This is a genomic window from Pandoraea pulmonicola (genome assembly GCF_000815105.2).
GTDB classification, from domain to species: Bacteria; Pseudomonadota; Gammaproteobacteria; order Burkholderiales; family Burkholderiaceae; genus Pandoraea; species Pandoraea pulmonicola.
The window spans coordinates 3,867,963-3,891,998 of the sequence record NZ_CP010310.2 but is presented as its reverse complement, the minus strand read 5'-3'; the positions used below and the strand labels follow the sequence as shown (position 1 = coordinate 3,891,998).

The following is a 24,036-nucleotide window of genomic DNA, read 5'->3' as shown; positions in this document are numbered from 1 at the left end:
GCACAGGAGCCCAATGATCCCGACGCCTCATCGCACCGCCGCCCGCCTTGCACCGCACTTCGCACCGAGCCTCACCGCCCGCTCGATCTCCCGGCGGATCTCACGTTTCCCGCAGGCCGGCATCGTCACCGGCGTGCTGCTGATCGTGGGCGGCGCAGTCAGCACGCTGGCCCGGGCCGAGGTGCAGATGTACGGGGCGGTCGACAACTATGTCAGCTACAACTCGGGTGGCAAGGGCAGTTCGATGCAGATGGGCAGCGGCGCGGGCTCGACCTCGCGCTTTGGCCTGACGGGAACGGAGGATCTGGGCGGCGGTCTCGAATCGGGTTTTCGCCTGGAATCGGGCTTCAACGCCAACAACGGCACGCTGCAGACGACCAACACGATCTTCAACCGCGAAGCCAACGTGTGGCTCAGCTCGCGCCGGTACGGCATGCTCAAGCTCGGCCGCCAGTTCCCGACGATCTTTCCGTTGTCGTCCCAGGTCGACCCTTACGCGCTGACCAAGCTTTCGTTGATGGCGAATCTGGCCTATGCCACGTCGGACCTGGGCGGGAATGCGGCCGGCATCGATTCGCGCGTGGCCAACGCCGTGAGCTACACCACGCCGGACTTCGGCGGCTTCTCGGGGCAGTTCCTCTACGGCTTCAGCACGGCGAGCGCGAGCGGCGCGCCCGCGCATTTCGCCGGCTATCTCGCGCAATACGAACGCAATGGCCTGTATGCGGGCGTGTCGTACAACGTCGTGCGCAACGATCTGTCGCAAGCGACCGATCACTACGGTGCCGGGCTGTCGTACAAGCTCGGCGGCACCACACTGGCGTTCGCCTACAACCGCGTCGTGCCGAGTGTCGCGTCGGGCCGCATTGCCACGACCTATATGCTTGGCGCGACCGTTCCGAGCGGCCCGCACGTGTTCCGGCTGTCCGTGGTCGAGCGTCTTCTGGCCGGCGGCGGCAACCACGCATTCGGCGCACTCGGCGGCTATGACTACCTGCTGTCCAAACGCACCGCGCTCTACACGCGCGTGGCCTGGGTCGCCAATGGCGGCGCGTCGGCGCTCACGCTCGACAGTGCTCAGACCAGCGCCGGTCGGGACGTATTCGTCACCGCCTTGGGCGTCACGCATCGATTCTGATTTCCCCTGCTTTTCGAAGGCGGGCGTTTCACGCGTTCGCCATCTCGTCACTACTGGAGACACCATGCCCCACGACACCACTGAGCACGCCTTTCCGGCGGTGATCGAGGCCGACATTCCGGCCGACATTCTTGCGCACGACGCCGGCATGCGCGCACTGCGCCACCGGATCCACGCGCACCCCGAACTGGCGTACGAAGAATTTCAGACGAGCGATCTCGTGGCCGAAAAACTGGCCGAGTGGGGCTATACGGTCACGCGCGGTATCGGCGGCACGGGGCTGGTCGGTTCGCTCAAGGTCGGCGACAGCGCTCGTACGGTGGGCGTGCGCGCCGACATGGACGCGCTGCCGATTCAGGAAGCCACCGGCAAGGCGTATGCCAGCCGGCACGCGGGCAAGATGCACGCGTGCGGGCACGACGGGCATACGGCGACGCTGCTCGCGGCCGCCCGTCATCTCGCCGCGACGCGCAACTTCGACGGCACGGTGCACCTGATCTTCCAACCGGCCGAGGAAGGCCTCGCCGGCGCGCGCAAGATGATCGAAGACGGCCTCTTCGAGCGCTTTCCGTGCGACGCCGTCTTCGCCTATCACAACATGCCCGGATTCCCGGTCGGCAAGATCGGCTTTCGCGCCGGCCCGGCGATGGCGTCGTCGGATACCGTCATCATCACCGTGCATGGCCGCGGCGGTCATGGCTCGATGCCGCACGAGAGCATCGATCCGGTGCTGGTGGCGTCGCACATCGTCGTCGCGCTGCAATCGATCGTCTCGCGCAATGTCGATCCGCGCCGCATGGCCGTGGTGACCGTCGGCGCCATTCACGGCGGCGATGCGCCCAACGTGATCCCCGACAGCGTGGAACTGCGCCTGTCGGTGCGCGCGCATACCCCACAGGTGCGCGAGCAACTGCGCGATCGCATCGTCGAACTGGTCAACGCACAGTCCGCCGTGTTCGGCGCTCACGTCGACATCGACTATCGCTGGCGCTATCCCGCACTCGTCAACGACGCCGCGATGACGGAGCTTGCCCGCCAGGTGGCACTGGAATGGCTGGGGCCGCAGGGGCTGATGGACGACTTCGAACCGCTCACCGGCAGCGAAGACTTCTCCTTCATGCTCGAGAAGTGTCCGGGCAGCTACCTGATCATCGGAAACGGGCAAGGGGCGGGCGGTTGCATGGTGCACAACCCGCACTACGATTTCAACGACGCGCTGCTGCCGATCGGTGCGACCTACTGGACGCGTCTCGTCGAGCGCTTCCTGAGCGTGGAGGAGAAGGCATGACGACGCATCTCGAATCAACCGCCGCGCAGTCGGCGCCGGGCCTCGCACAGGGGCGCGCGCCTTCGCTCAGGAAAAAGATCGCGGCGATCACGATCGGCAACGGTCTCGAGTTCTTCGACTTCGCGATTTACACCTACTTCGCGACGGTGCTCGGCAAGCTGTTTTTCCCGGCGGCGTCGCCGTTCACGCAATTGCTGCTGTCGCTGGCGACGTTCGGCGTGGGCTTCGTGGTGCGTCCGATCGGCGGCATCGTGATCGGCAGCTATGCCGACCGGCATGGGCGCAAAGCGGCGATGACCCTCACATTGTGGCTGATGGCCGCGGGCTCGGCCATGTTCGTGGTCACACCGACGTACGCGCAGATCGGCATGGCCGCGCCGCTGCTGCTGATCCTTGGCCGTTTGGTGCAGGGCTTTGCGGTTGGTGGCGAAGTAGGGGCGTCGACGTCGATGCTGCTCGAGTACGCCAATGCCAACAACCGTGGCTTGTTCGCGAGCTGGCAATTGTTCAGCCAGGCATTCTCGACGCTGCTCGGCTCGCTCGTCGGCCTGGCGCTCACCGCGTCGCTCTCGCACGATCAGTTGCTGGCGTGGGGCTGGCGCGTGCCGTTCCTCATCGGGATGGCGCTGATCCCGCTGGGCACCTATATCCGCAAGCACCTCGACGAAACCCATGAGGCCGCACCGGCCAGGCGGGCCGAGCGCAGTCCCGTGGCCGAAGTGCTGACGGAGCATCGCAGGGCGCTCGTGCTCGGCATCCTCATGACGGCGGGGGCGACATCGTCGAACTACATTTCGCTGCACTACCTGACCAATTACGGCGTTGGCGTGCTCAAGCTCTCGTTGTCCAGCGGTCTGTGGGCGTCGTTCGTGGCGGGTGGTCTGCAGATGGCGTTGGCGGCCGTTGCCGGCATGGCGTCCGACCGTTGGGGACGCAAGCGTGTCGTGACCATTGCCCGCGTCGGTCTGCTGGTTTCGATCGTGCCGGCGTTCGCCTGGTTGACCGCGGCGCCCGACGCCGTTCGCCTCCTTGTCGTGGCGGCCGTCCTGACCGCACCGACGGTGTTCATCTCGGTGACGACCGTCACCATGATCACCGAAGTCTTCCCGCGTCGAATTCGCGCGACGGGCCTAGCCATCGTCTACGGTCTGGGGGTGTCGGTGTTCGGCGGCTTCGCCCAGTTCATCGCGACGTGGCTCATCGGCGTGACCGGCTCCAGGCTCGCGCCGGCCGGCTACGTCATCGTGATCAGCCTGATCTCGCTGATCGCGGCCCTGAAGAGTCGCGACATGGCCGGACAACCGCTGGACTGATTCACGACCGGGCGGCCGTCGGGCTATCGATGGGCGCCCGTTTCGCTACGATTTGATATGCCGCTCGAGCAGATCGATATCGTCGCGCAACAACTTCAACACACCGGCGGCGCTCTGTTCTCCCAACTGCCGCCCCGACTCCTGCTCGACCGAGCGCAACGCCATGTCGGCGATCTGCCCTGCGATCTCCTCGGCATTGCGCGGGCCGGACGGCGTGAACCACCATGCCGTCCAGTTGCACATGCCGATGATCGAAAACGCAGCGACCTTCGCATCCATCATCCGAAACTGACCGCGCTCGATACCCAGCTCGATCGCTTGCCGGAATTGCTCCAGCACCGCCCGGCGCGACTGCTCGGCGAGCTTGCGCTGCCTGGGCGGCAGATTGTCCTCATTGCGCTCGACCACGCGAAACTGCAGCGGGTGCGTGAGGATCAGATGCGCGTGGCGCAGCACGAGGTGGCGCAGCATCGCCGACGGCTGCCGTAGATCCTCGGGCAACGACTCCGAGGCCAGTTCTCCCGCCGCGCGGGTGACCACCGTGGTCAGCACCTCGAGAATCGCTTCCTTGCTCTTGAAGTAGTAGTACAGCGCCGGGCGGCTCACCCCGACCACGTCGGCAATGTCGTTGAAGCTCGTGCCGTCGAACCCACGCTCGATGAACAGCCGCGTGGCGACTTCCAGAATGTTCTCCCGCAACGCGTCGCTTTTCGTCTGTGCTTTGCTCATGGCTACTGCCCGGGCGTCTTTTGACGCAGGCGTCAGAAAACCACCACATTAACCAAAATCCCCCGTCGCGCAAAGCCCCGCAGCGTTGGCGTTCATCGTTTTTTACGGTTTCGTCAAATTTTTCCGAAATGTTTACTTATTCGTAAAAAATTGAACTAATATGTAAAAAACGGAGGTGACGGATGACTCGACATCAGCAGGGCCGCGGCGACGGCCAGGGGGCGACGGCCGGATTCCTGAATACGGACTGGAATCCGCGAGACCTGCCGCTCGGCGCGAGCACGCGTAACGTGGTGCTGCGCACCGCCGACGGCGCGGCCACGAGCGGATCGCTCTATACCGCCGGGTCGCCCGACACGGTGGTCTGCATCATGCATCCGCGCGAATTCATGGCCTGCCACTACCTGATTCCAGACATCGTTGGCGCAGGCTATGCCGCGTGGACGCAGGCGCCGCGTTCGGTCGGCAACGACATGCGGCTAGAACACGAATTCGCGCTGTACGACGTGGCTGCCGGCATGCGCTTTTTGCGCGATGCGGGCTTCAAGCGGATCGTGCTGCTCGGCAACTCGGGCGGCAGCGGCCTGTATGCGCTTTACGTGCAGCAGTCCAACCTCGCCCCGGCGCAGCGCATCGAGCGCACGCCGGGCGGGCGGCCGACGAAGCTGGCTTCGCTCGACATGCCGGGCGTCGACGGCGTGGTGTTCGTGGCGCCTCATCCGGGACAGGGGGCATTGCTGCAGACCTGCATCGACCCGTCGGTCACCAACGAGCACGATGCCCTGTCGGTCGACCCGACGCTCGATCCGTTCGATCCGGCCAACGGTTTCGTGGCGCGAGCCCCTGGCGCGACGGGCGAGACGCGTTACGACGCTGGTTTCGTCGCACGCTACCGAGCCGCCCAGGCCGCACGCGTCGCACGGCTCGACGCGATGGCACGCGATCTGATCGCGGCGCGCCAGGGCGCGCGGGAGCGGATGAAGCGCGAGGGCGGCGGCACCGACGCCCGTCTGCGCCGCATGGCGGCCCACACGCCGCTCATGACCGTATGGCGCACCGATGCCGATCTGCGCTGTTTCGACCTGACGCTCGACCCGTCGGATCGCCGCTACGGGTCGTTGTGGGGCAGCGATCCGTTCGCGTCGAACTACGGCTCGGTGGGTTTCGGACGCGTCTGCTCGCCGGAAGCGTGGCTCTCGACGTGGTCCGGGCTGTCGTCGAACGCCCTGCTGTCGAAAACGGCGTCCGCCATCGTGCAGCCGACGCTGCTCATCGAATACACGGGCGACCAGGCGTGTTTCCCGAGTGTCATCGCCGGCATCCACGAGAGTCTGGGCGCGACGCAAAAGTCGCACCGGCGCGTCCGCGGCGATCACCACGGCCGCGCACTGGCGGACGGGGAAGAGGCCGGACGCTACGTCGCGGGACGCCTGTTGCAGGACTGGTTGCGCGAGACCTTCGCGCAATGACACCGACGTTCCACCGCCCATGCAATCCCATTCCCTTTATTGCCCCTGTTCCCCTTTCACCGACTCGAACTCCGGGAGAGACGACATGAAGTTGAACGACATTCCCGCTGCGGATCTCGCCTTGCGTCTGCATGGCGTCGATCACACGGCGCGGCCGACCTGGCGTTTGCGAGAAACCGTCGAGTTCTATCGCGACGTGCTGGGCCTGCCGCTGATCCACACGATTTCGGCGCGCGGCTGGGGCCCCGCCACGCATCCCGATTTCCTGCACTTCTTCTTCGACAGCGGCAACGGCAGCACCATCGCATTCTTCTACTACCTGGGCAGCACCGAGCCGGCCGCGCTAGCAAGCCGTCCGGGCCGTGCACCGCTGCCCGACGATCACGTGTTCGACGCCACGCACACCGCCTGGCTCGTCGACACGCAAGCCGAACTGCACGCCTGGAAGGCCCGGTTGGAGGCGCGCGGCGTGGCCGTGTCGGCGGAAACGGCGCACGAAGTCATCGAGTCGATCTATTTCCGCGACCCGAACGGCTATTTCATCGAGATCACCCGCAAGCTGCGCGCGCTGGCGGGCATCGACGCACGCGACGCCGGAGCAACGCTCGAAGCCGCCATGGAAATCGAGGACGAGGCCCGCGCTGGCGGCGCGTCGTTCACCTCCATCGATGCGGTCTGGCAGCGCAAGGCCGAGCGATTGACGGAGCGGCTGCGCGAGGAGCGTCGATCATGAGCACCAGGCCACTGCGGATCTTCGTGTTGAACGTGCCGGAATTCGCATCGCTCGCCGAGGCGGCGCGTCGGCTGCCCGAGTGCCGCGTGGAGGACGCCGGCGACTACACCGTGATTACCAGCGACGCACCGATCGCCTTCGAGCGTCGCGCGCTGGGCCTGAAGCCGGCCGTCTGGTACGGCCTCTTCACCGGCGGCCTCGATGGCCGGATCGAATATGAGCGCGACGTCGTGCGGATCGCCCCGCGCGCATGAGTTTGCGACAGGACGTGCAGGAGACAACATGAGCGGTATCCATCACCGTATCGACGGCGTGGCGTATTGTCCGCCGGCGCTGGCGCAGCGATATTTCGCATCGAACGCCTGGCGCGACACGACGCTTGGCGACGCGCTGCGGGCCACCGCCGCACGCGTGCCGGATCGGCCAGCCTACCTCAGCGACGAGGCCACGCTGACCTTTGCCGAGCTCGACGCGCGCAGCGAGCGGCTCGGCGCGGCGCTCATCGAACTGGGATTGCGCCCGGCCGACCGGGCGATCTTCCAGATGGGCACGACCGTCGACACGGTCGTCGCGCTGATGGGCGCCTACAAGGCGGGCGTGGTGCCGGTTTGCGCCGTGCCTCAGTACCGCGAAGTCGAAATCGGCCAGTTGGCCTCGCAGTCGGAAGCACGCGGCTACTTCGTTCAGGCCGATTTCTCCGCTTTCGATCTCGTGGGCTTCGCGCGTCAGATGATGGCGCGGCACCCGTCGATCGACTATCTGATGGTCGCGAGAGCCGCAAGCGATCGCGGGAATGCCGGCGGGCATGCCATCGAAGCGTTGATCGAGGGCATGCCGCTCGAACGGGCGCGCGCGGTGCTCGCCGACATCCGCATCGGCAGCGAGGACGTGCTCAGCTTTCAGCTCTCGGGCGGCACGACGGGCGTGCCGAAGATCATCCCGCGCTTTCACGCGGAGTATCTCGGCCACTCGCTGGCGTGGATGCGGCACATCGGCATGACCGAGCACAGCCGCATGATCTGGGCGCTGCCGTTGCTGCACAACGCAGGGCAGCTCTATGTGCTCGCGTCGACGATCGCCACCGGTATGACCACCGTGCTGATGCCGCGCGTCGACATCGCCCGCATGCTCACGCTGATCGAGATGCACCGCGTCACGCACGGGCTGTCGATCGGCCCGGTGGCGCCGCAGATGATCGCGTACAAGAACGTGGCCCGTCACGACCTGTCGTCGCTGGAACTGTTCGGCACGATGAGCCGTGCCGATTCGCTCGAGGCGCACCTCGGCGTGCCGTGCTCCAACCTGTACGGCACGACCGAAGGGCTGTTGATGGGCGCCGGCGCGCAACTGCCGGCGGCGCTGCGGCATCACACGCAGGGTCTGTCCGGTTGCGAGGACGACGAGATCCGGGTGCTGTTCCCGGGCACCGATCTGCCGGTGGACGCGGGCACGCCGGGGGAGCTCTGTTTCCGTGGACCGTCGAGCCTGCGCGGGTACTACAAGGCGCCCGAGGCCACGGCGCAGACGCTCACCGCCGATGGCTTCGTGCGCACCGGCGACATGGTGACGGAAAAGGTGATCGACGGCGTGCGTTGCTTCGCTTTCGAAGGGCGGCTGCGCGACAACATCAATCGCGGCGGCGAGAAGATCGGCTGCGAGGAAGTCGAGGCCTTCGTGAGCCATCACCCGGCGGTGGCCGACGCCAAGCTCGTGGCCATGCCCGATCCGTTCTATGGCGAGAAAGGCTGCGTCTACCTGATCCTGCGGCCCGGGCACGTCGCGCCGACCGTGGTCGAACTGGCGAACTTCCTCGTCGGCCACGGGCTTGCGAAGTTCAAGTGCCCCGAACGTATCGAGACGGTCGGCGAATTCCCGGTCACTCGCGTGGGCAAGGTCGACAAGGCGTCGCTGCGCGCGGCGATTGCCGCTCGCATCACGGCGGAATCCGCCGCCGCGGCCGGCGCATCCGCCGGGAAGGAGGGCACATGATCAGCACCGAATACGTATTGAGCGAGCAGCCGTTCGTGGTGCGCCGCCAGGTGCGCTGGGGCGAATGCGATCCGGCCGGCGTGGTCTACACGGCCTCGTTCTCCGATTACGTCGTCTGTGTGGCCGAACTGTTTTACGGCTCGCTCTTCGGCGGCACGCCGCAGGCCGTGAAGAACCGGCATGGCTTCGGCACGCCGACGCGCGCGCTCGACTTCGACTTCCGGCGCTCGCTGTGGCCGGACGATGTCTTCGACGTGAGCGTCGACGTCGCCGAGATCCGCACCCGGACCTTCACGCTGCGCATGACCGCGCGCAAGGCGGACGGCGAGATCGCTTTCATTGCCCGTCTCACGCCGATCTGCATCCAGCGCGGCGTGCGCGAGTCCATCGAGATGCCCACCGTGCTGCGCGCGGCACTCGTTCAATACCGAACGCGCTGCGAAGCCGCTGCGCCATCCACTTCCATCGCCGGAGAACTCACCTCATGAAGTCCACGAATTTCCGCATCGGCCAGATCGTACCGAGCTCCAACACCACGATGGAAACGGAGATCCCCGCCATGCTGCGCGCCCGCGAGCAGATACTGCCCGAGCGCTTCACGTTCCACTCGAGTCGCATGCGCATGCATCGCGTGGTCAAGGAGGAACTCGAGGCGATGAACCGCGAAGGGCTGCGCTGTGCGGCCGAGCTCGCCGACGCGCGCGTCGACGTGATGAGTACGGCGTGTCTGGTCGCGATCATGGCGATGGGGCCGGGCTATCACCGTCAGGTCGAGGAAGACCTGCGGCGTGTGGCACGGGAGAATCATTGCGAAGCGGCGGTGATGACGTCGGCGGGAGCGCTCGTTGCCGGGCTCAGGACGCTCGGCGCACGCAAGGTCGCGCTGATGGCCCCGTACATGAAGCCGCTTACGCAGGCCGTGGTTGAGTACATCGAGCACGAGGGCATCGAAGTGCTGGACGCGTTGTCGTTCGAGATTCCCGACAACCTGGAAGTTGGCCGTCGCGACCCGATGCAACTGCTCGACGACGTCAAGCGCCTGAATACGGCCAACGTCGATGCGGTGGTCTTGTCGGCATGTGTGCAGATGCCGTCGCTGCCGGCGATTCAGATCGCACAGGACACGCTCGGACTCCCCGTGACGTCGACGGCCGTGAGCACCGTGCGCCAGATGCTCGATCACCTCGGCCTGGCGCCGATGGCGCCGAATGCGGGCGCGTTGCTCGCCGGTGTCGACGCCACGGCGCGCGTGCGCATCGCATGAAGCCCGCGCCGTCGGCCGTCATCCCCACAACAAGGAGCCCATCATGAGAATCGCCGTCATCGGTGGCGGGCCTGCAGGCCTGTACTTCTCGCTGCTGATGAAGCAGCGCCATCCGGAGGACGAGATCGTCGTCCACGAGCGCAATGCGGCGCACGCCACCTATGGCTGGGGCGTCGTCTTTTCCGACATCGCACTGGCTTTCCTGAAAGAGGCCGACGAGGCCTTCTTCCGCAAGTTCACGGCACACCACACGCGCTGCGACTACATGGAGATCGTCCACCAGGGCGTGCCGGTGCGCCTGAGCAACAATCATTTCTCGCGGACCTCGCGCATCGACATGCTGCGCGTGCTGCAGGAGGCTTGCGCTCAGGCCGGCGTGGACGTGCGCTATGAGAGCCACATCACGGACCCGGCGCAATTGCCCGACGCCGACGTGGTGATCGCCGCCGACGGCGTGAACAGCGAAGTGCGCACGCGCATGGCAGGGCACTTTTCGCCGACCTTCGACGAGCGCCGAAACAAGTTTGCGTGGTACGGCACTTCGCAGTTGTTCCACCCCGTGTCGCTCATCTTCCGGCAGACGCCGCACGGCGTGTTCATGGCGCATGCGTATCAATACAGCCCCGATCGCTCGACCTTTCTCGTGGAAGTCGATCCGCGGACGTGGCGGTGCTGCGGCCTGGATACGGCGACCGAGGACGAGAGCCGGGTGTTTTGCGAGCGGATCTTTGCCGACGAACTGGGTGGCCATTCGCTGCTGACGAATCGCTCCAACTGGTTCCAGGCGCGCGTGGTGAGCAACGCGCGCTGGTCGCACGGCAATGTGGTGCTGCTCGGCGACGCGCTGCGCAGTGTGCACTTCTCGCTCGGCTCGGGCACGCGCATGGCCATGCAGGACGCCATCGCGCTCGTCGACGCACTGTGCGCGCATCGCAACGACGTGCCTGCCGCCTTTGCGGCGTTCGAGCAAAGCCGCCGTGGCGCGTCGGACAAGTTCCAGGACGCGGCCCGACGCAGCCTGGACTGGTACGAATCCGTCGACACACGCATGCATCTCGATCCGGTGAGCTTCGCCTACGACTACATGCTGCGCACCGGGCGCGTAAGTCACGAGGATCTTCGGCAGCGCGATCCCGCCTTCATCGCGCAGGTGGAGGCCGCGACCGCATCGATATGACGGGCAACGATAGGTAACGCAGCCCGAACCATCCACATATCCATCACAAGGCGCATTCAAAACGCATCCAAAGCGCCATATCCGGACAGGAGACACTCATGGAAAAGCACGACACCCGGCAAGCGTCAGTCGACGTGAGGGACTTCATCAACGCGGCCCCCGTATCGCGCTTTCAGATCATGATCAGCGTGATGTGTTTCCTGATCGTGGCGCTCGATGGCTTCGACATCGCGATCATCGGCTTCATTGCGCCGCATATCCGCGCCGAGTGGCAGTTGTCGATGGTCGCGCTCGGGCCATTGTTCAGCGCCGGATTGCTGGGGCTGATGATCGGGGCGTTCTGCAGCGGACCGATGGCCGATCGCATCGGACGCCGCCGGGTGCTGATCCTGTCGGTGGCCTGGTTCGGCGCGGCGAGCGTCGGGGCGGCGCTGGCGCCCAACGTGGCGTGGCTGATCGGATTGCGCTTTCTGACCGGACTTGGGTTGGGCGGCGCCATGCCCAATGCGATCACGCTGACTTCGGAATTCAGTCCCGAGCGGCGTCGCGGCACGCTGCTCACGCTGATGTTCTGCGGCTTCTCGCTCGGCTCCGCGCTCGGCGGGGTGGTCACGGCCTATCTGGTGGCGGGCTATGGCTGGCGCGGCGTGCTCGCCATCGGTGGATTGCTTCCACTCGCGCTCGTGCCGGTGCTGTGGTTCACGCTGCCGGAGTCGGTGCGTTTCCTCGCAATCCGGGGCGGCACGCAAGCGCGGATCGCGAAGATTCTGGCGCGAGTGGCGGCCGGTCGTGTGATCGCAGGGCAGGCCTATACCGCGGCCGACGACCGTTTGCCGGCGTCGCCGGTCGTGCAACTGTTTCATCGCGACTACCGTCGCGGGACGCTGTTGTTGTGGCTCGCGTTCTTCATGAGTCTGTTGCTTCTGTACCTGCTCATCAACTGGTTGCCGATTCTCGCCGAACGCAGCGGCCTGACGCTCAAGCAGGCGTCGATGTTCGCCGGCTTGCTGCAGGGCGGCGGCGTGTTGGGTGCGATCGTGCTTGGCATGCTCATCGACCGGTTCCATCCGTACAAGGTGGTTGCGGCAGCCTATCTGCTGGGGGCGGTGTGCGTGGCGTTGCTGGCGGTGGCCGAGGGTGCGGCGTGGCTCGCCTTCGGGATCTTCGTGACGGGCTTTTGCGTGAGCGGATCGCAGGTTTGCGCCAACGTGATTGCATCGGCGTATTACCCGACGTCCAATCGCGCGACGGGCGTGGCATGGGCGCTGGGCATCGGCCGGGTCGGGGCGGTGGCCGGGTCGTTCGGCGGTGCATTCCTGCTGGCGGCGGGATGGAGCAACGCGGGGCTTTTCACGATTCTGGCGATTCCGGCCGCGCTGGCGGCACTGGGCATTCTGCTCGCCGGAGCAAAGCATGGGCGCGGCGCCGACGTTCCGGCGGTGAGTTCGCAGACCGGCGCGGCACTCTCGGAGGTTTGAGTGGTCTCGGTGGCGGCTCGCCTGTGTGGGCGTGGACTGTCGTTTTTGCCATCCGATTGAAAATTCTTCCGGGTGGGCGTCGCCGGCCGTAACCACACCTCGTTGAGCGGACGATCGCCAGTATTCCCAGTAAATCGGTGATTGTTATCGGGATTTAGCGCACTCGGCGAGCACGGACAACCGGGAAGTTGGACGGCCACGCGACCGTCCGGCACGCCTTTTGCGGGAATTCGGGTTTTGCCGCGGGAGGATGTCGTTTGAAGCTCAGTACGCTGACCTCGCTTAGAACCTTCGAGGCCGTCTCCGCGGCCGACTGGGTTTTTGCGGCGATCGCCGTGGTGGCGAGCTACGCCGTCATGTCGGGCATCTTGCGTCTCGCGTTGGGGCGTTTCGGGGCACTCTCGCGGCGTCTGAAGTCGCCCGGCGCGAACATGTTTGCGGAAGTGCTCGGTGCGACGCGGCACTTCGTGCTGCTGTTCGCGGCGGTGCTCATCGGTCTGAAGTCTCTCGATCTCGGCAATCGTTGGGACGCCGCCATCGTTCACGGCTGGACCGTGCTCTTTTGCCTGCAGCTCGCGTTGTGGGTCAATCGCGCGGTGAACGTCTGGCAGACGCGGCGGATGCGGCATCGTGCGGCGGAGCCCGACAATCCGGTCATCGTCACCATGACCGCATGGACGCTGCGGGTACTGGCGTGGGCGGTGCTGGTGCTGGCGATGCTGGCGAACTTCGGCGTCGACATCACGGCCTTCGTGGCGAGTCTCGGCATCGGCGGCGTGGCCGTGGCGCTGGCGGTGCAGAACGTGTTGAGCGATCTGTTCGCGTCGCTGGCCATCGGGTTGGACAAGCCATTCGAAGTCGGCGACTTCATCGTCTTCGGCGACGTGGCGGGGACGATCGAGCGCATCGGTCTGAAGACAACGCGCATCCGCAGCCTGAGCGGCGAGGAGATCATCTGCGGCAATACCGGGTTGCTCAAGAACACGCTGCACAACTACAAGCGCATGTCCGAGCGGCGCATCGTGTTCACCTTCAGCCTGTCGTACCACACGGTGCCCGACAAACTCGCGCGTGTCCCCGGGATGGTGAAACGTTCGGTGGAAGGGGCGGGCAAGACGCGCTTCGACCGGGCGCATTTCAAGCAGTTCGGCACCAGCTCGCTCGACTTCGAAGTCGTGTACTTCGTGCTGAGTCCGGACTACAACCTGTACATGGATCTTCAGCAGGACATCAATCTGGCGCTCATGCGCGAATTCCTGAAGGAGGACATTCGCTTTGCGATTCCGGCGAGCGTGCAGTATTTCGCGCAGGCGCCCGAGCCCCCGGCGGATGCGGTGCCGGCGCGTTGAGCACCCCGTCAGGGCGCATGGCTGCTGGCTTGTCACATGACCGTGGTAGGATCGCTGACATCCACGTCGTTGACGCCGTGGCATCGATCCAGCCGGGGTTCGCCGTGAGGCGACAAGTTCAGGAGGTCAGCATGTCTGCCGAGCAGAAGACGTTGCATCGCGGGTTCACCATCATCACCGTTCTCGAACGCTTGTCGAAGGGCCGGGCGCGACTCTCGGCCAAGGTGCTGGCGAGCGACGAGGACCACAAGCGGCGCCTCGGCGGTAAGAAACTTCTTCAGGCCAAACGCTGGTTCGATCACTTTGCGGACGATCTCGCGGCCCCCGTGATTGCGGGCCTCAAGCACACCATCGACCTCGAACTGGCGGCGGCCAAGGCGGCGTCGAAAGCGCCTGCCGGGCCGGCTTCGAAACCGGGCAAGACCGCAAAAGACGCCAAGGCTCCCAAGGCCGCGAAACCTGCCAAGGCGGAAAAAGACGCCAAGGCGGTCAAGGCAATCAAGCCCGGCAAGACGGCGAAAGCCGCTGCGGGTGAAAAGGTGCGGGGGCCGCGTGTCGGAAGCGGTGCGCCGGCGTCCGTGGGTGCAGCCAACGGCGTGGCGCCCAAGTCGGTACGTGCCGCGAAGTCCTCAGTGGCGAGTGGCGCTGCCAAGACTCGCAAGGTCCTGAAGCCCGCACCCGTCGGCACGCCGGCACGTCGCCCGGCATAACGCTTCCCTGCATTCCCGAGCGGCGCGCTTTCTCCGCAGTCGCTCGATTCAGTCATAACGGCGCGCGCCTGACGGCGACGCGCCGTTTTTCATTGCACAGTCCATCGCGTCGTTGACCCTCCCCCCGTGCGCCCGTCTTGCCCGGTGACCGCGTTTGGCGACCGGGACATGGCGTATGTGATGACTGTTATTACGTTGCCCGAAACAACTACGATGCGGGCAGCATATAGCGCCAATTTCATGTGTTGCAAACGCACCACTTGCGTGCGAAATGTGTCGCGAGCGTGTCAGAATGCATCCGCTTGCCCAGCACACAGCGGTGCTTTCTCCTCGAAAGAAAGCACCGTTTGTCATTTGGTAAGCACTCCATTGCATATGCGGTCGCAGCAAATCGGGTCCTGCGGGGCGTGGGCGACCGGCATCGACAGGGGGTGTCCGCCGAGGCAGGCCGAATAAGTACAAGATCACTATCAAAGAGGATAACGATGAAGCGCTTCCAACTCACGGCGCTGGCTGCGGCCGGCTTTGCCGTTGCCGCACCGGCAATGGCCCAGAGCAACGTCACGCTGTACGGGGTCATCGATGCCGGTATCGGCTATGTGAACAATGTCGCGTCGGGCCTGAACGGCAAGGGCGCCCACAACATCCAGGCCGTGAGCGGCATCGGCCAGGGCAACCGCTGGGGGCTGAAGGGCTCCGAGGATCTCGGCGGCGGCCTGAAGGCGGTCTTCCTGCTGGAAAACGGCTTCAGCCTGACCAACGGCAACGCGTTGCAGAACAGCCGCATGTTCGGTCGTCAGGCCTACGTGGGCCTGCAAAGCGCGCAGGCCGGTACCGTCACCATTGGGCGTCAGTACGATTCCGTGGTCGACTTCGTGAGCCCGCTTACGTCGGCCAAGCAATGGGCCACGCAGTACGGCGCGCACGTTGGCGACATCGACAACCTGTACAACTCGTTCCGCGTCAACAACTCGATCAAGTACACAAGCGCCAACTACAGTGGTTTTTCGTTCGGCGCGCTGTACGGCTTCAGCAACGAAGCCAACACCGGCAATGGCACGGGCTTCTCGCACAACAACGCGTTCAGCCTGGGCGCCTCGTACGCCAATGGTCCGCTGACGGCGGCCATCGCTTACATGCACCTGGCCGGCCCGGGCACGGCCAATGGCAGCGGCGCCGTGACGAACGATTACTCCAGCGCGACCGACATCTTCTACACGAGCGCTGTCGACAAGCACGATATCGCCGCGGCGGGTGTGTCGTACCAGATCCAGGCGGCGACCGTCGGTTTCGTGTACAGCTACGCCAAGGTGCGCTACACCAACCAGTCGTCGATTCGCGTGAACACGTTCGAACTCAACGGCAAGTATCAGATCACGCCGAACCTGCTGGGCGGCCTGGCTTTCATCTACAGCGATGGCAGCGTAGGCGGCGCGACCGGCCTGAGCGGCATCAGCAACGGCACGAAGCCGCGCTGGTTCCAGATCAACGCGGGTGGCGTGTACGCATTCAGCAAGCGTACCGAGTCGTATCTGACGGGTGTCTACCAGCGTGCGACGGGCGATGCCGTCGTGGCGGCGATCGACAACGTTGGCGGGCCGACGGGCAATGGCGGCCAGTCGCAGATCGCCGTTGTTGCCGGCCTGCGCCACAAGTTCTGATCCGGGGCCTGTGTGGCCAATCTCCGGCTGACATCCGGCCGCCGGGTGGCCGAGTGTGGCGGGAATCGGGGGGCTGCCGGTGTCCGGCGGTCCCGTTTCGCGATCGGAACGGGCCTCGTCATTTGCTGGCGGGGCCCGTTTTGCCGTCTTGGCGGTCCGGACGTGTGCAATTCACGCGCTTTACGTGTATAATTCGCAGCTTGTCCAAATTTGGGCATTGCGGGAAGGGGTCCTCACTGACGAACGATGGGGATCTGCTTCGCCATCAATCAACCGTTCAGCCAGTCTGGAAGGCGCGATGCGGGGTTCGCGGATAGCGAGCCGGGCGTCGAAAGCCAATCGGGAGATCGCAGAGGAGGTGAGTCGCGGTCCCGCCGGATGTGGTGTAGTGCAGTCCGTAGCACGTCCGTTCGTCGCGCCTGGCAGGAGATGACTCCGGCAGGGCGGTGAAGGGTGTCGTTGCGCGGTAAATCAAATTTCCGGCTTTCGAGAGCCGAAACACTATACGAGATATTGCATGACCAAGATCGTTATCAAAGACGGTGAACCCGTAGAAGTCGCACTGCGCCGCTTCCGCCGCGCCATCGATGGCACGGGCCTGATCAAGGAAGTCAAGGCACGCGCTGCTTACGAAAAGCCGACGGCTGAGCGCAAGCGCAAGAAGGCTGCTGCCGTGGCCCGTCTGCGTAAGCGTCTGCGCAGCCAGACGCTGAAGAAGAAGATGTACTAAGCATGCCGTTGCGCCCCTGCGGCGCAGCCCCATGCGAAGTGAAAAGACCCGCCGCGAGGCGGGTTTTTTTATGGATCGGCGTGGCGAGCCGATTTGATACACTCATCGCCTTCGCGGCGGCGAGCTTCGCTGGCCGATGCTGCGAACGCCTTACCTACGACTCCCCACGATTCCATTATGAAAACGTTGACCACCGTCGCCCTCGATGCACTGACCCAGCAGGCGGAGCAGTCGCCGCGTCTGCGCATGAACCAGAATCTGCACGAATCGTTGGACGACTCCATTCAGCGGCTGGCCATTGCGATGGAGCCGGCGACGTACATCCGTCCGCACCTGCATCGCCACACCTGGGAACTGCTCACCGCGCTGCGGGGGCGGTTTATCGTGCTGACCTTCGACGAAGCGGGCGTCGTTACCGATCGCCGGGTGCTCGGCGAGGATACGCTGGTGATCGAGTCGCCCGTCAACGTCCACCATACGGTGCTATCGCTGGACCCGGGTGCGGTGATTTTCGAGGTCAAGCACGGTCCGTATCGCCCGTTCGTCGAAGCGGACTATGCGAGCTGGTCGGCGCCCGCCGATACGCCCGAAGCCGTGGCGTTCATGGAATGGGTCAAGACGGCGCAGGTCGGCGATCGTTGGGCGGCCTGACCCTGTGCATTTGTGACATTGCGGCTGAGGTGCGAACCGGCCAACTCCCGGATTTGAGAACGCACTGAACTCGCGTTACCGCGCCCAGCCCTGAAATTCTCTCGCCAGTGCCAGCAACGCGTCCGCCGTTGCGTCCAGCGAGGCCTGCCAGTCGTTTCCTGGCGGCGGGTCGAACGTCCTTAGGTACCGGTGGCCATCCATCCTCGACGGGGCGCCATGCCCTTGCGTGTCACGATCCGGACGAGCCCCTGCATTCACTTGCCAGACCGGCACCCCCAAACCTGCAGCAAGATGCGCGTGGGTCGCGTTCAGAGCAATCACCAGATCCAGATTGTCGATAAGCGCGGCTTCGTCTGCGAGGTCGTCGCAGTCCGAGCGCCAGTCGATCCAGTCGACCGGCTCGGGTGGCACGGTATTGGCGGTAAACGCATTCGTCGCGTCGCCCAGCGGAATCCATGAAACGCCCGGTACGCGCAGTAGCGGCGCCAGCGTGGCAAAGCGCGAATTGCCCGTTGCGTGAGCCGTGCGGCCGCGCCCATCGGGGGTTTGCGGACCAGCAAAGCCGACGCATAGACCGTGTTGTGCCGAGGCGGCGAGTCGGTCGCGCCAGTGGCGGGCGGCCGTTGTGGCCACGTGCAGATGCGGTTCGCTGGCGTGCATCGCTGCGGCGTGGTGCCCGAGCCCGCGCGCGAGTGAGCCGATGGGGCAGCGCACGTCCCAGTCCGAGACGTCGCGCGGCATGCGGGAGAGGACGACAACGCGTTCGCCGAGCGACCATTCCACGAGTCGCCGGACGGCGGGGGCTCCGACGAAGCCAACCTTCCCAAAGCGGGAAACTGCGGCCTCGATGTGGCGTAGTTGATCGATGGTTTCGGCGTCGTCGTCTGCGCCGATGACGAGGAGGTGTTGGTGGAGCGTTTCGCCGCCGCCGGTCCAGGTGGGGAGTGGGCAGTCCGGGTAGGGGCTGAGGGCGGCGCCGACCTGTGCCCAGGCGTGGGCGATGGTGTTTGCCGAGGGCGTGTTATTGGGTGCGAGCGTTGGGGGTGGGACGGCGCGCTGCGAAGGCTTCGTCATACGAATCCTGGCGTCGGGGGGAGGGGGCGTTGCCGAGCCGGGTGACGGGCAGGGCGACCGGGCGCCTGCGTGCGGTGGTGCAGGGCTTGGGCGAATGATAGGGGAGCGGAAGAGGTGCTGTAGCGTGTGACCTTTGCCGGAAGGGCGGAGACGTTTGCCGGGCGACAAAATATTTTGCGCATGCAAGAAAATCCACCCGGAGCGGTGACAGAAGGAGGGTGCCCCTATGTAATTAGTCAAGCACTAGGGGCGGTTTTCGGTTGATAAAAAGTGCCGTCGCGCAGCATGGCAAAGAGCACGTCGCAGCGCCGGCGAGCCAGCGCGATAAGTGCCTGGTTGTGGCGCTTGCCCTGCTGGATCTTTCGGCTGTAGTAGGCGCGTGAGATCGGGTCTCGCAGGGCGGCAAAGGCTGAGAGAAACAAGGCGCGTTTGAGTACCTTGTTGCCACGCCGGGAGGGGTGTTCGCCTCGAATCGAGGAACCAGAGCGCCGGGTGACCGGCGCGAGACCCGCATACGCGGCCAGATGGGCGGCCGAGGCAAAGGCCTTGTGCGCCACCTCGGTCAGGAGTCGTGCTGCGGTCCTGAGCCCGACTCCGGGCATGCTACTCAGGACCGGCCAAAGAGGGTTGCTTTGCACCAGGCGCTCGACTTCGGCGGCAATCTCGTCGCGTTGCTTGCGTAGGGCTGCTAGTTGCTGGGCCAGACGCGGCATGACCAGCGTGGCGGCATGAGTACCAGGCACGACTACGGTTTGTTCGGTAAGCGCCTGCGCGATGTCAGCGGCCAGGCTCTTGCCAATGCGTGGTGCGAGCTTGATCAGGCGATTCGCCAGCGTTTTTTGGCCCGCGGCCGTCAGTGCTGCAGGCGAGGGGTAGCGCTCAAGCAGATCAAGCACGGCGGGGTGATCCAGGCGAGGCCCGAGCACGCGCTCGAGCGCGGGATGAATCTGCGTGAGTAAGCCGCGAATGCGGTTGCTGGTTTGATTGACTTGGGCGGCCAGATCATCGTCGAAGCCGCACAGCATGGTCAGCTCGGCGAGCGGCTCATCGGCCAGCCGCAGCGAGCGCAGCGTATGCGGCATGGAGCGCGCGGCTTCGGCGATGACGGCGGCGTCACGTGCATCGGTCTTGGCTTCGCCGGCGTGCAGGTCAGCGATGCGGCGCATGGCCAGGCCGGGTAAGTAGGCGACGAGTGCACCGGCGTCTTGGGCGACGGCGAGCGGCAGCGCGCCAATGGTGGCGGGCTGATCGACGACGAACAGAAGTCGGCCGTGCACCTTGAGCTCATTGATGAGGGCTCGCAGCTGTGTCTCATCGTTAGGCAGGGCCTTGTTGTAGAGGCGACGGCCGTTGCGATCGAGGGCCACGGCATGGTGGTGGCCTTTGCCGACGTCGACGCCGATGAAGACATCGACGGCGTCATGAAGAGGAAAGTTTTGCATTGCAGTTTGCTCAAATGACGAATTGGCCTGCAAAAACCATGGTGGCAAGTCTCGGCATCCACGTTACGGACGGCATCGGAAAATCCCGAGCCAAACCCCTATTAGCGATCACCAGCCACCCACCAGCCCCGGTGACAACACCCCCCGGATCATGACTGCGACTGGGGGACTTAATCATGCCGGGCCTGGCTGGCCAAAACCTCAATTATCGAGGTGCGAACATAGTAACGGGGGGGCAGAGAGGTGGGGAGGCGGACCGGGGCCCCGTTCTGCAGCGAGTTGGGTCTATGTTTGAGCGGCGGAATGGGGCCCCGGTCCGCCGGGGCGCGTGCAGCATTGGGGAGGTGAGAAGTACCCCCGCTGCCAGGATGGATGATTCAACGCCAAGGCAAGAGTCGCCCTTCATCACGCGGACGTATGCCTCACCGGGCTGCAGATGGGCTTCCACTGCGCGGGAGGTGTGGCGTAGAAGCGAAAACGCGGCCGTCCCTGAGGCGAGGGGGCCACAAAGAAAACGGGCCGGCGCAATGCCGGCCCGTCTCAGCCCATCAGTTTCCGCACGTCGGCGAAGCGGATTACTTCTTCTTGCGGACGGTCTTCTTCGGTGCGGGTGCGTCGTCGTCCTGAACCGCGAGTTGTCCACCGGTGCCCAGACCGCCGGCCACCGTTTGTTGCTTGTAGTTCTTCACGGCGCGCACGACGTTGTTGTACGAGTCGGTGAAGGCGGCCACGATCACCTTGCCTTCCGCCGTGTTCGAATAACCGCCAAGCGAGCCACCGGCCGAGCTGCCGACGATACGGCCGAGGGCGCCGAAGTCCATGGCGCTGGCGCTGCCTTCTGCGGCGGCGATCTGTACGCTCGAGCGGTTGTCGATCACTGTCAACAGCGTGCTGGCTTCCTTCGAGTTCATGCTGCCGGCGAGGGCGCCGATGGCCGAACCGATGCCGCCCGGCAGGAGGCCGGCGATGCTCGCGCCGGCGCCGCCGGCGTTGTTGTTCGTGAACGTGATCGACGGGCTGATCGCGTAGTCGGCGGCCACCATCTTGCCTTTGCCGAAATTCGACTTGCCGCGCAGTTCGCCCGAGTCGTTCAACGCGCGCTCGCCCATGATCGTGTTCATGCCGCGGCCGCGGTCAACAACCACGAAGCAGTTCGATTGCTGCACGAGCAGCTTGAGCACGGGCACCGTCGAGCCGAGCTTGTACTGGCCTGTCAGCACGCCGTACCACGGGGCGGACGTGTCTTCGATCACGGCGATCGTACCGAGGGGGCGATCGCACTTTTCCAGCGTCGAGTTTGCGTTTTCGGAGTTGGCGCCACCGGCGGATCCGGTGGCGGCGGTCTTGGCGCTGCTGCTTCCCATATTCATGGACGAGCAACCCGCCATGATGCCGGCTGCAAGGAGCAGGCCCGTGATTTTTACGAGATGGTGTGCCATTTTCCTAGTTCTTTAGAATGTTGTTCTGGAAGTGGGCGGCGCTGCTTTGCCCGCGTGTTCCGCGGGCTCGGCCGGGTCGGTGACGCCGCCATATGCCAGGAGCCCAAAAAAGCAGGAGTGAAAAGCGAGGTACCGTAGGACTCCTATGCTGAAATGCTCCGTAAGAACATTCCGCGCCGCATGCTAGCACGGCGGCAAACCACGGGGCCCCTATCAAAAATTATGGGGATTACGAATGGATGAGGGAGCAGTTGCAGGGGTATTAAGTAAGGACTAGGTGTTAACCACAATCCGATTCGACATACTCTGGAAAGGGACGCGGGGCTCGAGCGTCCGGGTTCGGGGGCCCAGTTGGAGAGGCGTCAATAGGCGGGTCCCCGCGTGCACGTGCCGGTCAGCGCGCCGTCTCGCAACGCCACATTAAGTCGGATCGTGGCACGTGAACGACGTGTAAGTCTCGCCGGGTGCGTGTCCCGCCCCGAGCCTGTATGTGGGGTTTGGCTCGACCCGCGAACCGCCATAGCTGCCATAGCCTGCAACGTTCCCCTATCCCGCCGCATTCATGGATGGCGATGATCGTGCCATCGGGACCGGCCTCGTTGCCATCGTAGAGCTTGCTATCAATGAATTGCCCGGTGCGCACGGTACCGGTCGCGGGGGATCATCTGTTCTTTGGGCGGCTGAGGCGCGCCCTGACGCGGCAACTGCTGGGATACGCCGTGGTCGAGCGCTTTTTCCGCAGTCACAAAAGCGAATGGATCGGTGAACCGTTGTACTTCGATCACTGCCACGCAGAGCAGGACATCACGGATTACTTGGCTGATCTGGTCGGTGCGAGAGGATTTGAACCTCCGACACCTGCACTCGATGCATGCATGGCGCATGCCGCCACGCCCGGGAAGGCCGCGGCGAGTTTAAACGCTCGACGTCGGCAATCACACTGCGGTCGCGCGAATGGAATTCAGCGCTCTCGCTGCCCACGTATCGAGCTTGCCAACGAAAAGCGCTTGCACCCCGTCGTCCTCCCACGTGGGGTTCCGCGTTTGCCAGTTCGTCAAGCGCGGACCGCCAAGATTGTCGAGATAGCCTATCCAGTTGTGGTGAAGCACCAAGGCGGGCACTCTGTTCGCCACGTAGCCTGCATAGCGCGGATACTGTTCGGCGAACGCCGTATAGGCGAGGTTCGCCTCGCGCAGCTGGCCGGCTTTGAGACGATCGGCGAGCAGCTCAAGCGCGGCGCCGCAGGTCGACACGTGTTTATTCGAATTCAGCGCATTCAGACGAATGGCGCGCATGGCGTCGAGCGGGTTGTCGATCAGCGCCAGCACAAGGCCACCCGGCTGGGCGGCTTCACTATGGGAGATCGGTGTGTCCGGCGCATTGGCCTTGCGCATGACATTGCTGGCAAAGATCGACAGGTTCTCCGCATTCCGAGCCGCCCGTGCAGCGGTGTCCTTGTCTCCCGCCATTTGGAAGACTGTGTGCTCAACTGTCCGACTAATGTCGCGAGCGAAATCGCCTCGGACATCGTTTTGGTCCAGGCCAATGAGCTTCAGGGCGCGGATCAGGCAGGGCGTCAGGTTCAGAAACCTCTCCTGGGCTGCAAGCACCGCATCGGCGTTTCTGTCCGATTCTGGCAACGATAAGGTTCCCTCTGCGAAATGGTGATACTCGGAGACCACGTTCTGGCCATCGTAGCGCATCGAACAAAGCAGGCGGGATCTGTCCTCGAAATCGAAGGGGGGGAGGTTCGCCATGGTGTTTTCCGTAGCAGCGTGGCACGGGATATCAAAATCCCCTATTCGGAAAACGGGAGGGTCGTTGTCGGATATCTGCCAAGTCAGCGAGTCCTGCCGTGCAGGCGCGACATACTGTCTAAGTTCAGAAAACGAGGACAGTTGCTGTGCCAGCGTGTCCGCGTGGGCGAGGCGAAAAAGAGCGACCTTGGCAGCCTCTCTCTTTGTACCAAGAAACCAGTCGGCGATTTTCCCCCATAAACTGACCACATCTTTTTCGCGCTGGGCGGTTACGCTTGCATGAACGTCAATTTCGCTGATTGATCGAGAGAATAAGTTTCCACGAATAGGAATATCCATACGTTCAGGTGGCGATAACGAATCGCTTCTCGTGTTGAGTGATTAGTGAGAGTCCGCGTATGCCGGTCGATTACCTCAATCCGGCGACGCAATAATGTCCTGTGGTTGAACATACGGCTTTCAGAAAACGCTCATAAGCGGTCAGACAGGGACGCCCTGGCGTCGTAATCATTGGATTGGCAGGATTGCGTCCGCAAGGACTTTGCGGACGCAAACATGGATGAAGTCGACGAAATCGATTGTTTCTCGCTTCGAGTTCTGCGAGTACGATCCAATGGAAAGCGTGACTACAATCCAATAGCCAAG

General features: G+C 64.3%; 20 protein-coding genes, 1 tRNA gene and 1 pseudogene. 16 read left to right on the top strand and 6 right to left on the bottom strand.

Annotation, left to right across the window (positions count from 1 at the left end; all coding sequences use genetic code 11):
- Positions 1-13 precede the first annotated feature (13 nt).
- The 3 genes from RO07_RS16560 (at position 14) to RO07_RS16550 (ending at position 3,739) form a co-directional block, all read left to right on the top strand.
- A complete protein-coding gene (locus tag RO07_RS16560; RefSeq protein WP_052267392.1) occupies positions 14-1,138 on the top strand; it encodes a porin in 1,125 nt (374 codons plus the stop codon).
- A gap of 64 nt (positions 1,139-1,202) precedes the next feature.
- Positions 1,203-2,426, top strand: coding sequence for a M20 aminoacylase family protein (locus RO07_RS16555; protein ID WP_418303689.1), 1,224 nt, complete (start codon positions 1,203-1,205; stop codon positions 2,424-2,426).
- Positions 2,423-3,739 carry an MFS transporter gene (locus RO07_RS16550; RefSeq protein WP_039412516.1) on the top strand — a complete coding sequence of 439 codons (1,317 nt, stop codon included), beginning with the start codon at positions 2,423-2,425 and terminating at the stop codon, positions 3,737-3,739. The genes RO07_RS16555 and RO07_RS16550 overlap by 4 nt, the downstream gene beginning before the upstream one ends.
- Before the next feature lie 45 nt (positions 3,740-3,784).
- Here RO07_RS16550 and RO07_RS16545 read toward each other — a convergent pair whose 3' ends face one another.
- Positions 3,785-4,468, bottom strand: a complete 684-nt coding sequence (locus RO07_RS16545) for a TetR/AcrR family transcriptional regulator (protein WP_039412514.1) — start codon at positions 4,466-4,468, stop codon at positions 3,785-3,787.
- 182 nt (positions 4,469-4,650) lie between these two features.
- Here RO07_RS16545 and RO07_RS16540 point away from each other — a divergent pair, with 182 nt between their 5' ends.
- From RO07_RS16540 to RO07_RS16485, 13 genes are all read left to right on the top strand, one after another.
- Positions 4,651-5,937, top strand: a complete 1,287-nt coding sequence (locus RO07_RS16540) for an alpha/beta fold hydrolase (protein ID WP_039412511.1) — start codon at positions 4,651-4,653, stop codon at positions 5,935-5,937.
- Positions 5,938-6,022: 85 nt separating this feature from the next.
- Complete coding sequence (locus RO07_RS16535) at positions 6,023-6,670, top strand: VOC family protein (protein WP_237171275.1); 648 nt, start codon at positions 6,023-6,025, stop codon at positions 6,668-6,670.
- Positions 6,667-6,924 (top strand): hypothetical protein, encoded by a 258-nt coding sequence (locus RO07_RS26615; protein ID WP_237171274.1) that lies wholly within the window; start codon positions 6,667-6,669, stop codon positions 6,922-6,924. The genes RO07_RS16535 and RO07_RS26615 overlap by 4 nt, the downstream gene beginning before the upstream one ends.
- 28 nt (positions 6,925-6,952) lie before the next feature.
- On the top strand, positions 6,953-8,659 hold the full coding sequence (locus tag RO07_RS16530) for an AMP-binding protein (protein WP_039412507.1): 1,707 nt from the start codon (positions 6,953-6,955) through the stop codon (positions 8,657-8,659).
- On the top strand, positions 8,656-9,147 hold the full coding sequence (locus RO07_RS16525) for an acyl-CoA thioesterase (protein WP_039412496.1): 492 nt from the start codon (positions 8,656-8,658) through the stop codon (positions 9,145-9,147). The genes RO07_RS16530 and RO07_RS16525 overlap by 4 nt, the downstream gene beginning before the upstream one ends.
- Positions 9,144-9,923 (top strand): maleate cis-trans isomerase family protein, encoded by a 780-nt coding sequence (locus tag RO07_RS16520; RefSeq protein WP_039412493.1) that lies wholly within the window; start codon positions 9,144-9,146, stop codon positions 9,921-9,923. The genes RO07_RS16525 and RO07_RS16520 overlap by 4 nt, the downstream gene beginning before the upstream one ends.
- A 43-nt stretch (positions 9,924-9,966) precedes the next feature.
- The gene (locus RO07_RS16515; RefSeq protein ID WP_039415823.1) at positions 9,967-11,100 is read left to right on the top strand and encodes an FAD-dependent monooxygenase; all 1,134 of its coding nucleotides are present in this window, start codon (positions 9,967-9,969) and stop codon (positions 11,098-11,100) included.
- Positions 11,101-11,198: 98 nt separating this feature from the next.
- Positions 11,199-12,578, top strand: coding sequence for an MFS transporter (locus RO07_RS16510; RefSeq protein WP_039412490.1), 1,380 nt, complete (start codon positions 11,199-11,201; stop codon positions 12,576-12,578).
- Positions 12,579-12,835: 257 nt separating this feature from the next.
- Positions 12,836-13,927, top strand: a complete 1,092-nt coding sequence (locus RO07_RS16505; RefSeq protein ID WP_237171273.1) for a mechanosensitive ion channel family protein — start codon at positions 12,836-12,838, stop codon at positions 13,925-13,927.
- 77 nt (positions 13,928-14,004) lie between these two features.
- Positions 14,005-14,637 carry a hypothetical protein gene (locus RO07_RS26100; protein ID WP_147284626.1) on the top strand — a complete coding sequence of 211 codons (633 nt, stop codon included), beginning with the start codon at positions 14,005-14,007 and terminating at the stop codon, positions 14,635-14,637.
- A gap of 485 nt (positions 14,638-15,122) precedes the next feature.
- Positions 15,123-16,298 (top strand): porin, encoded by a 1,176-nt coding sequence (locus RO07_RS16495; RefSeq protein ID WP_039412484.1) that lies wholly within the window; start codon positions 15,123-15,125, stop codon positions 16,296-16,298.
- Between the two features lie 517 nt (positions 16,299-16,815).
- Positions 16,816-17,028, top strand: a complete 213-nt coding sequence (gene rpsU, locus RO07_RS16490) for a 30S ribosomal protein S21 (RefSeq protein WP_010806331.1) — start codon at positions 16,816-16,818, stop codon at positions 17,026-17,028.
- Positions 17,029-17,205: 177 nt separating this feature from the next.
- The gene (locus RO07_RS16485; RefSeq protein WP_039412476.1) at positions 17,206-17,679 is read left to right on the top strand and encodes a WbuC family cupin fold metalloprotein; all 474 of its coding nucleotides are present in this window, start codon (positions 17,206-17,208) and stop codon (positions 17,677-17,679) included.
- 75 nt (positions 17,680-17,754) lie between these two features.
- On the opposite strand, the gene RO07_RS16480 is transcribed toward RO07_RS16485, so the two are convergent.
- The 5 genes and pseudogenes from RO07_RS16480 to RO07_RS26085 all read right to left on the bottom strand — a co-directional run bounded on the left by RO07_RS16480 (position 17,755) and on the right by RO07_RS26085 (position 23,730).
- Complete coding sequence (locus RO07_RS16480) at positions 17,755-18,753, bottom strand: hypothetical protein (protein WP_039412474.1); 999 nt, start codon at positions 18,751-18,753, stop codon at positions 17,755-17,757.
- 236 nt (positions 18,754-18,989) lie between these two features.
- Positions 18,990-20,253: pseudogene (locus RO07_RS16475) on the bottom strand (IS110 family RNA-guided transposase).
- A 517-nt stretch (positions 20,254-20,770) separates the two neighbouring features.
- A complete protein-coding gene (locus tag RO07_RS16470) occupies positions 20,771-21,634 on the bottom strand; it encodes a CsgG/HfaB family protein (protein ID WP_039412473.1) in 864 nt (287 codons plus the stop codon).
- 825 nt (positions 21,635-22,459) lie between these two features.
- Positions 22,460-22,531: transfer RNA gene (locus RO07_RS26090), tRNA-OTHER, on the bottom strand.
- Positions 22,532-22,569: 38 nt separating this feature from the next.
- Positions 22,570-23,730: a hypothetical protein gene (locus tag RO07_RS26085; RefSeq protein WP_147284627.1), complete on the bottom strand. Its 1,161-nt coding sequence runs from the start codon at positions 23,728-23,730 to the stop codon at positions 22,570-22,572.
- Positions 23,731-24,036 lie beyond the last annotated feature (306 nt).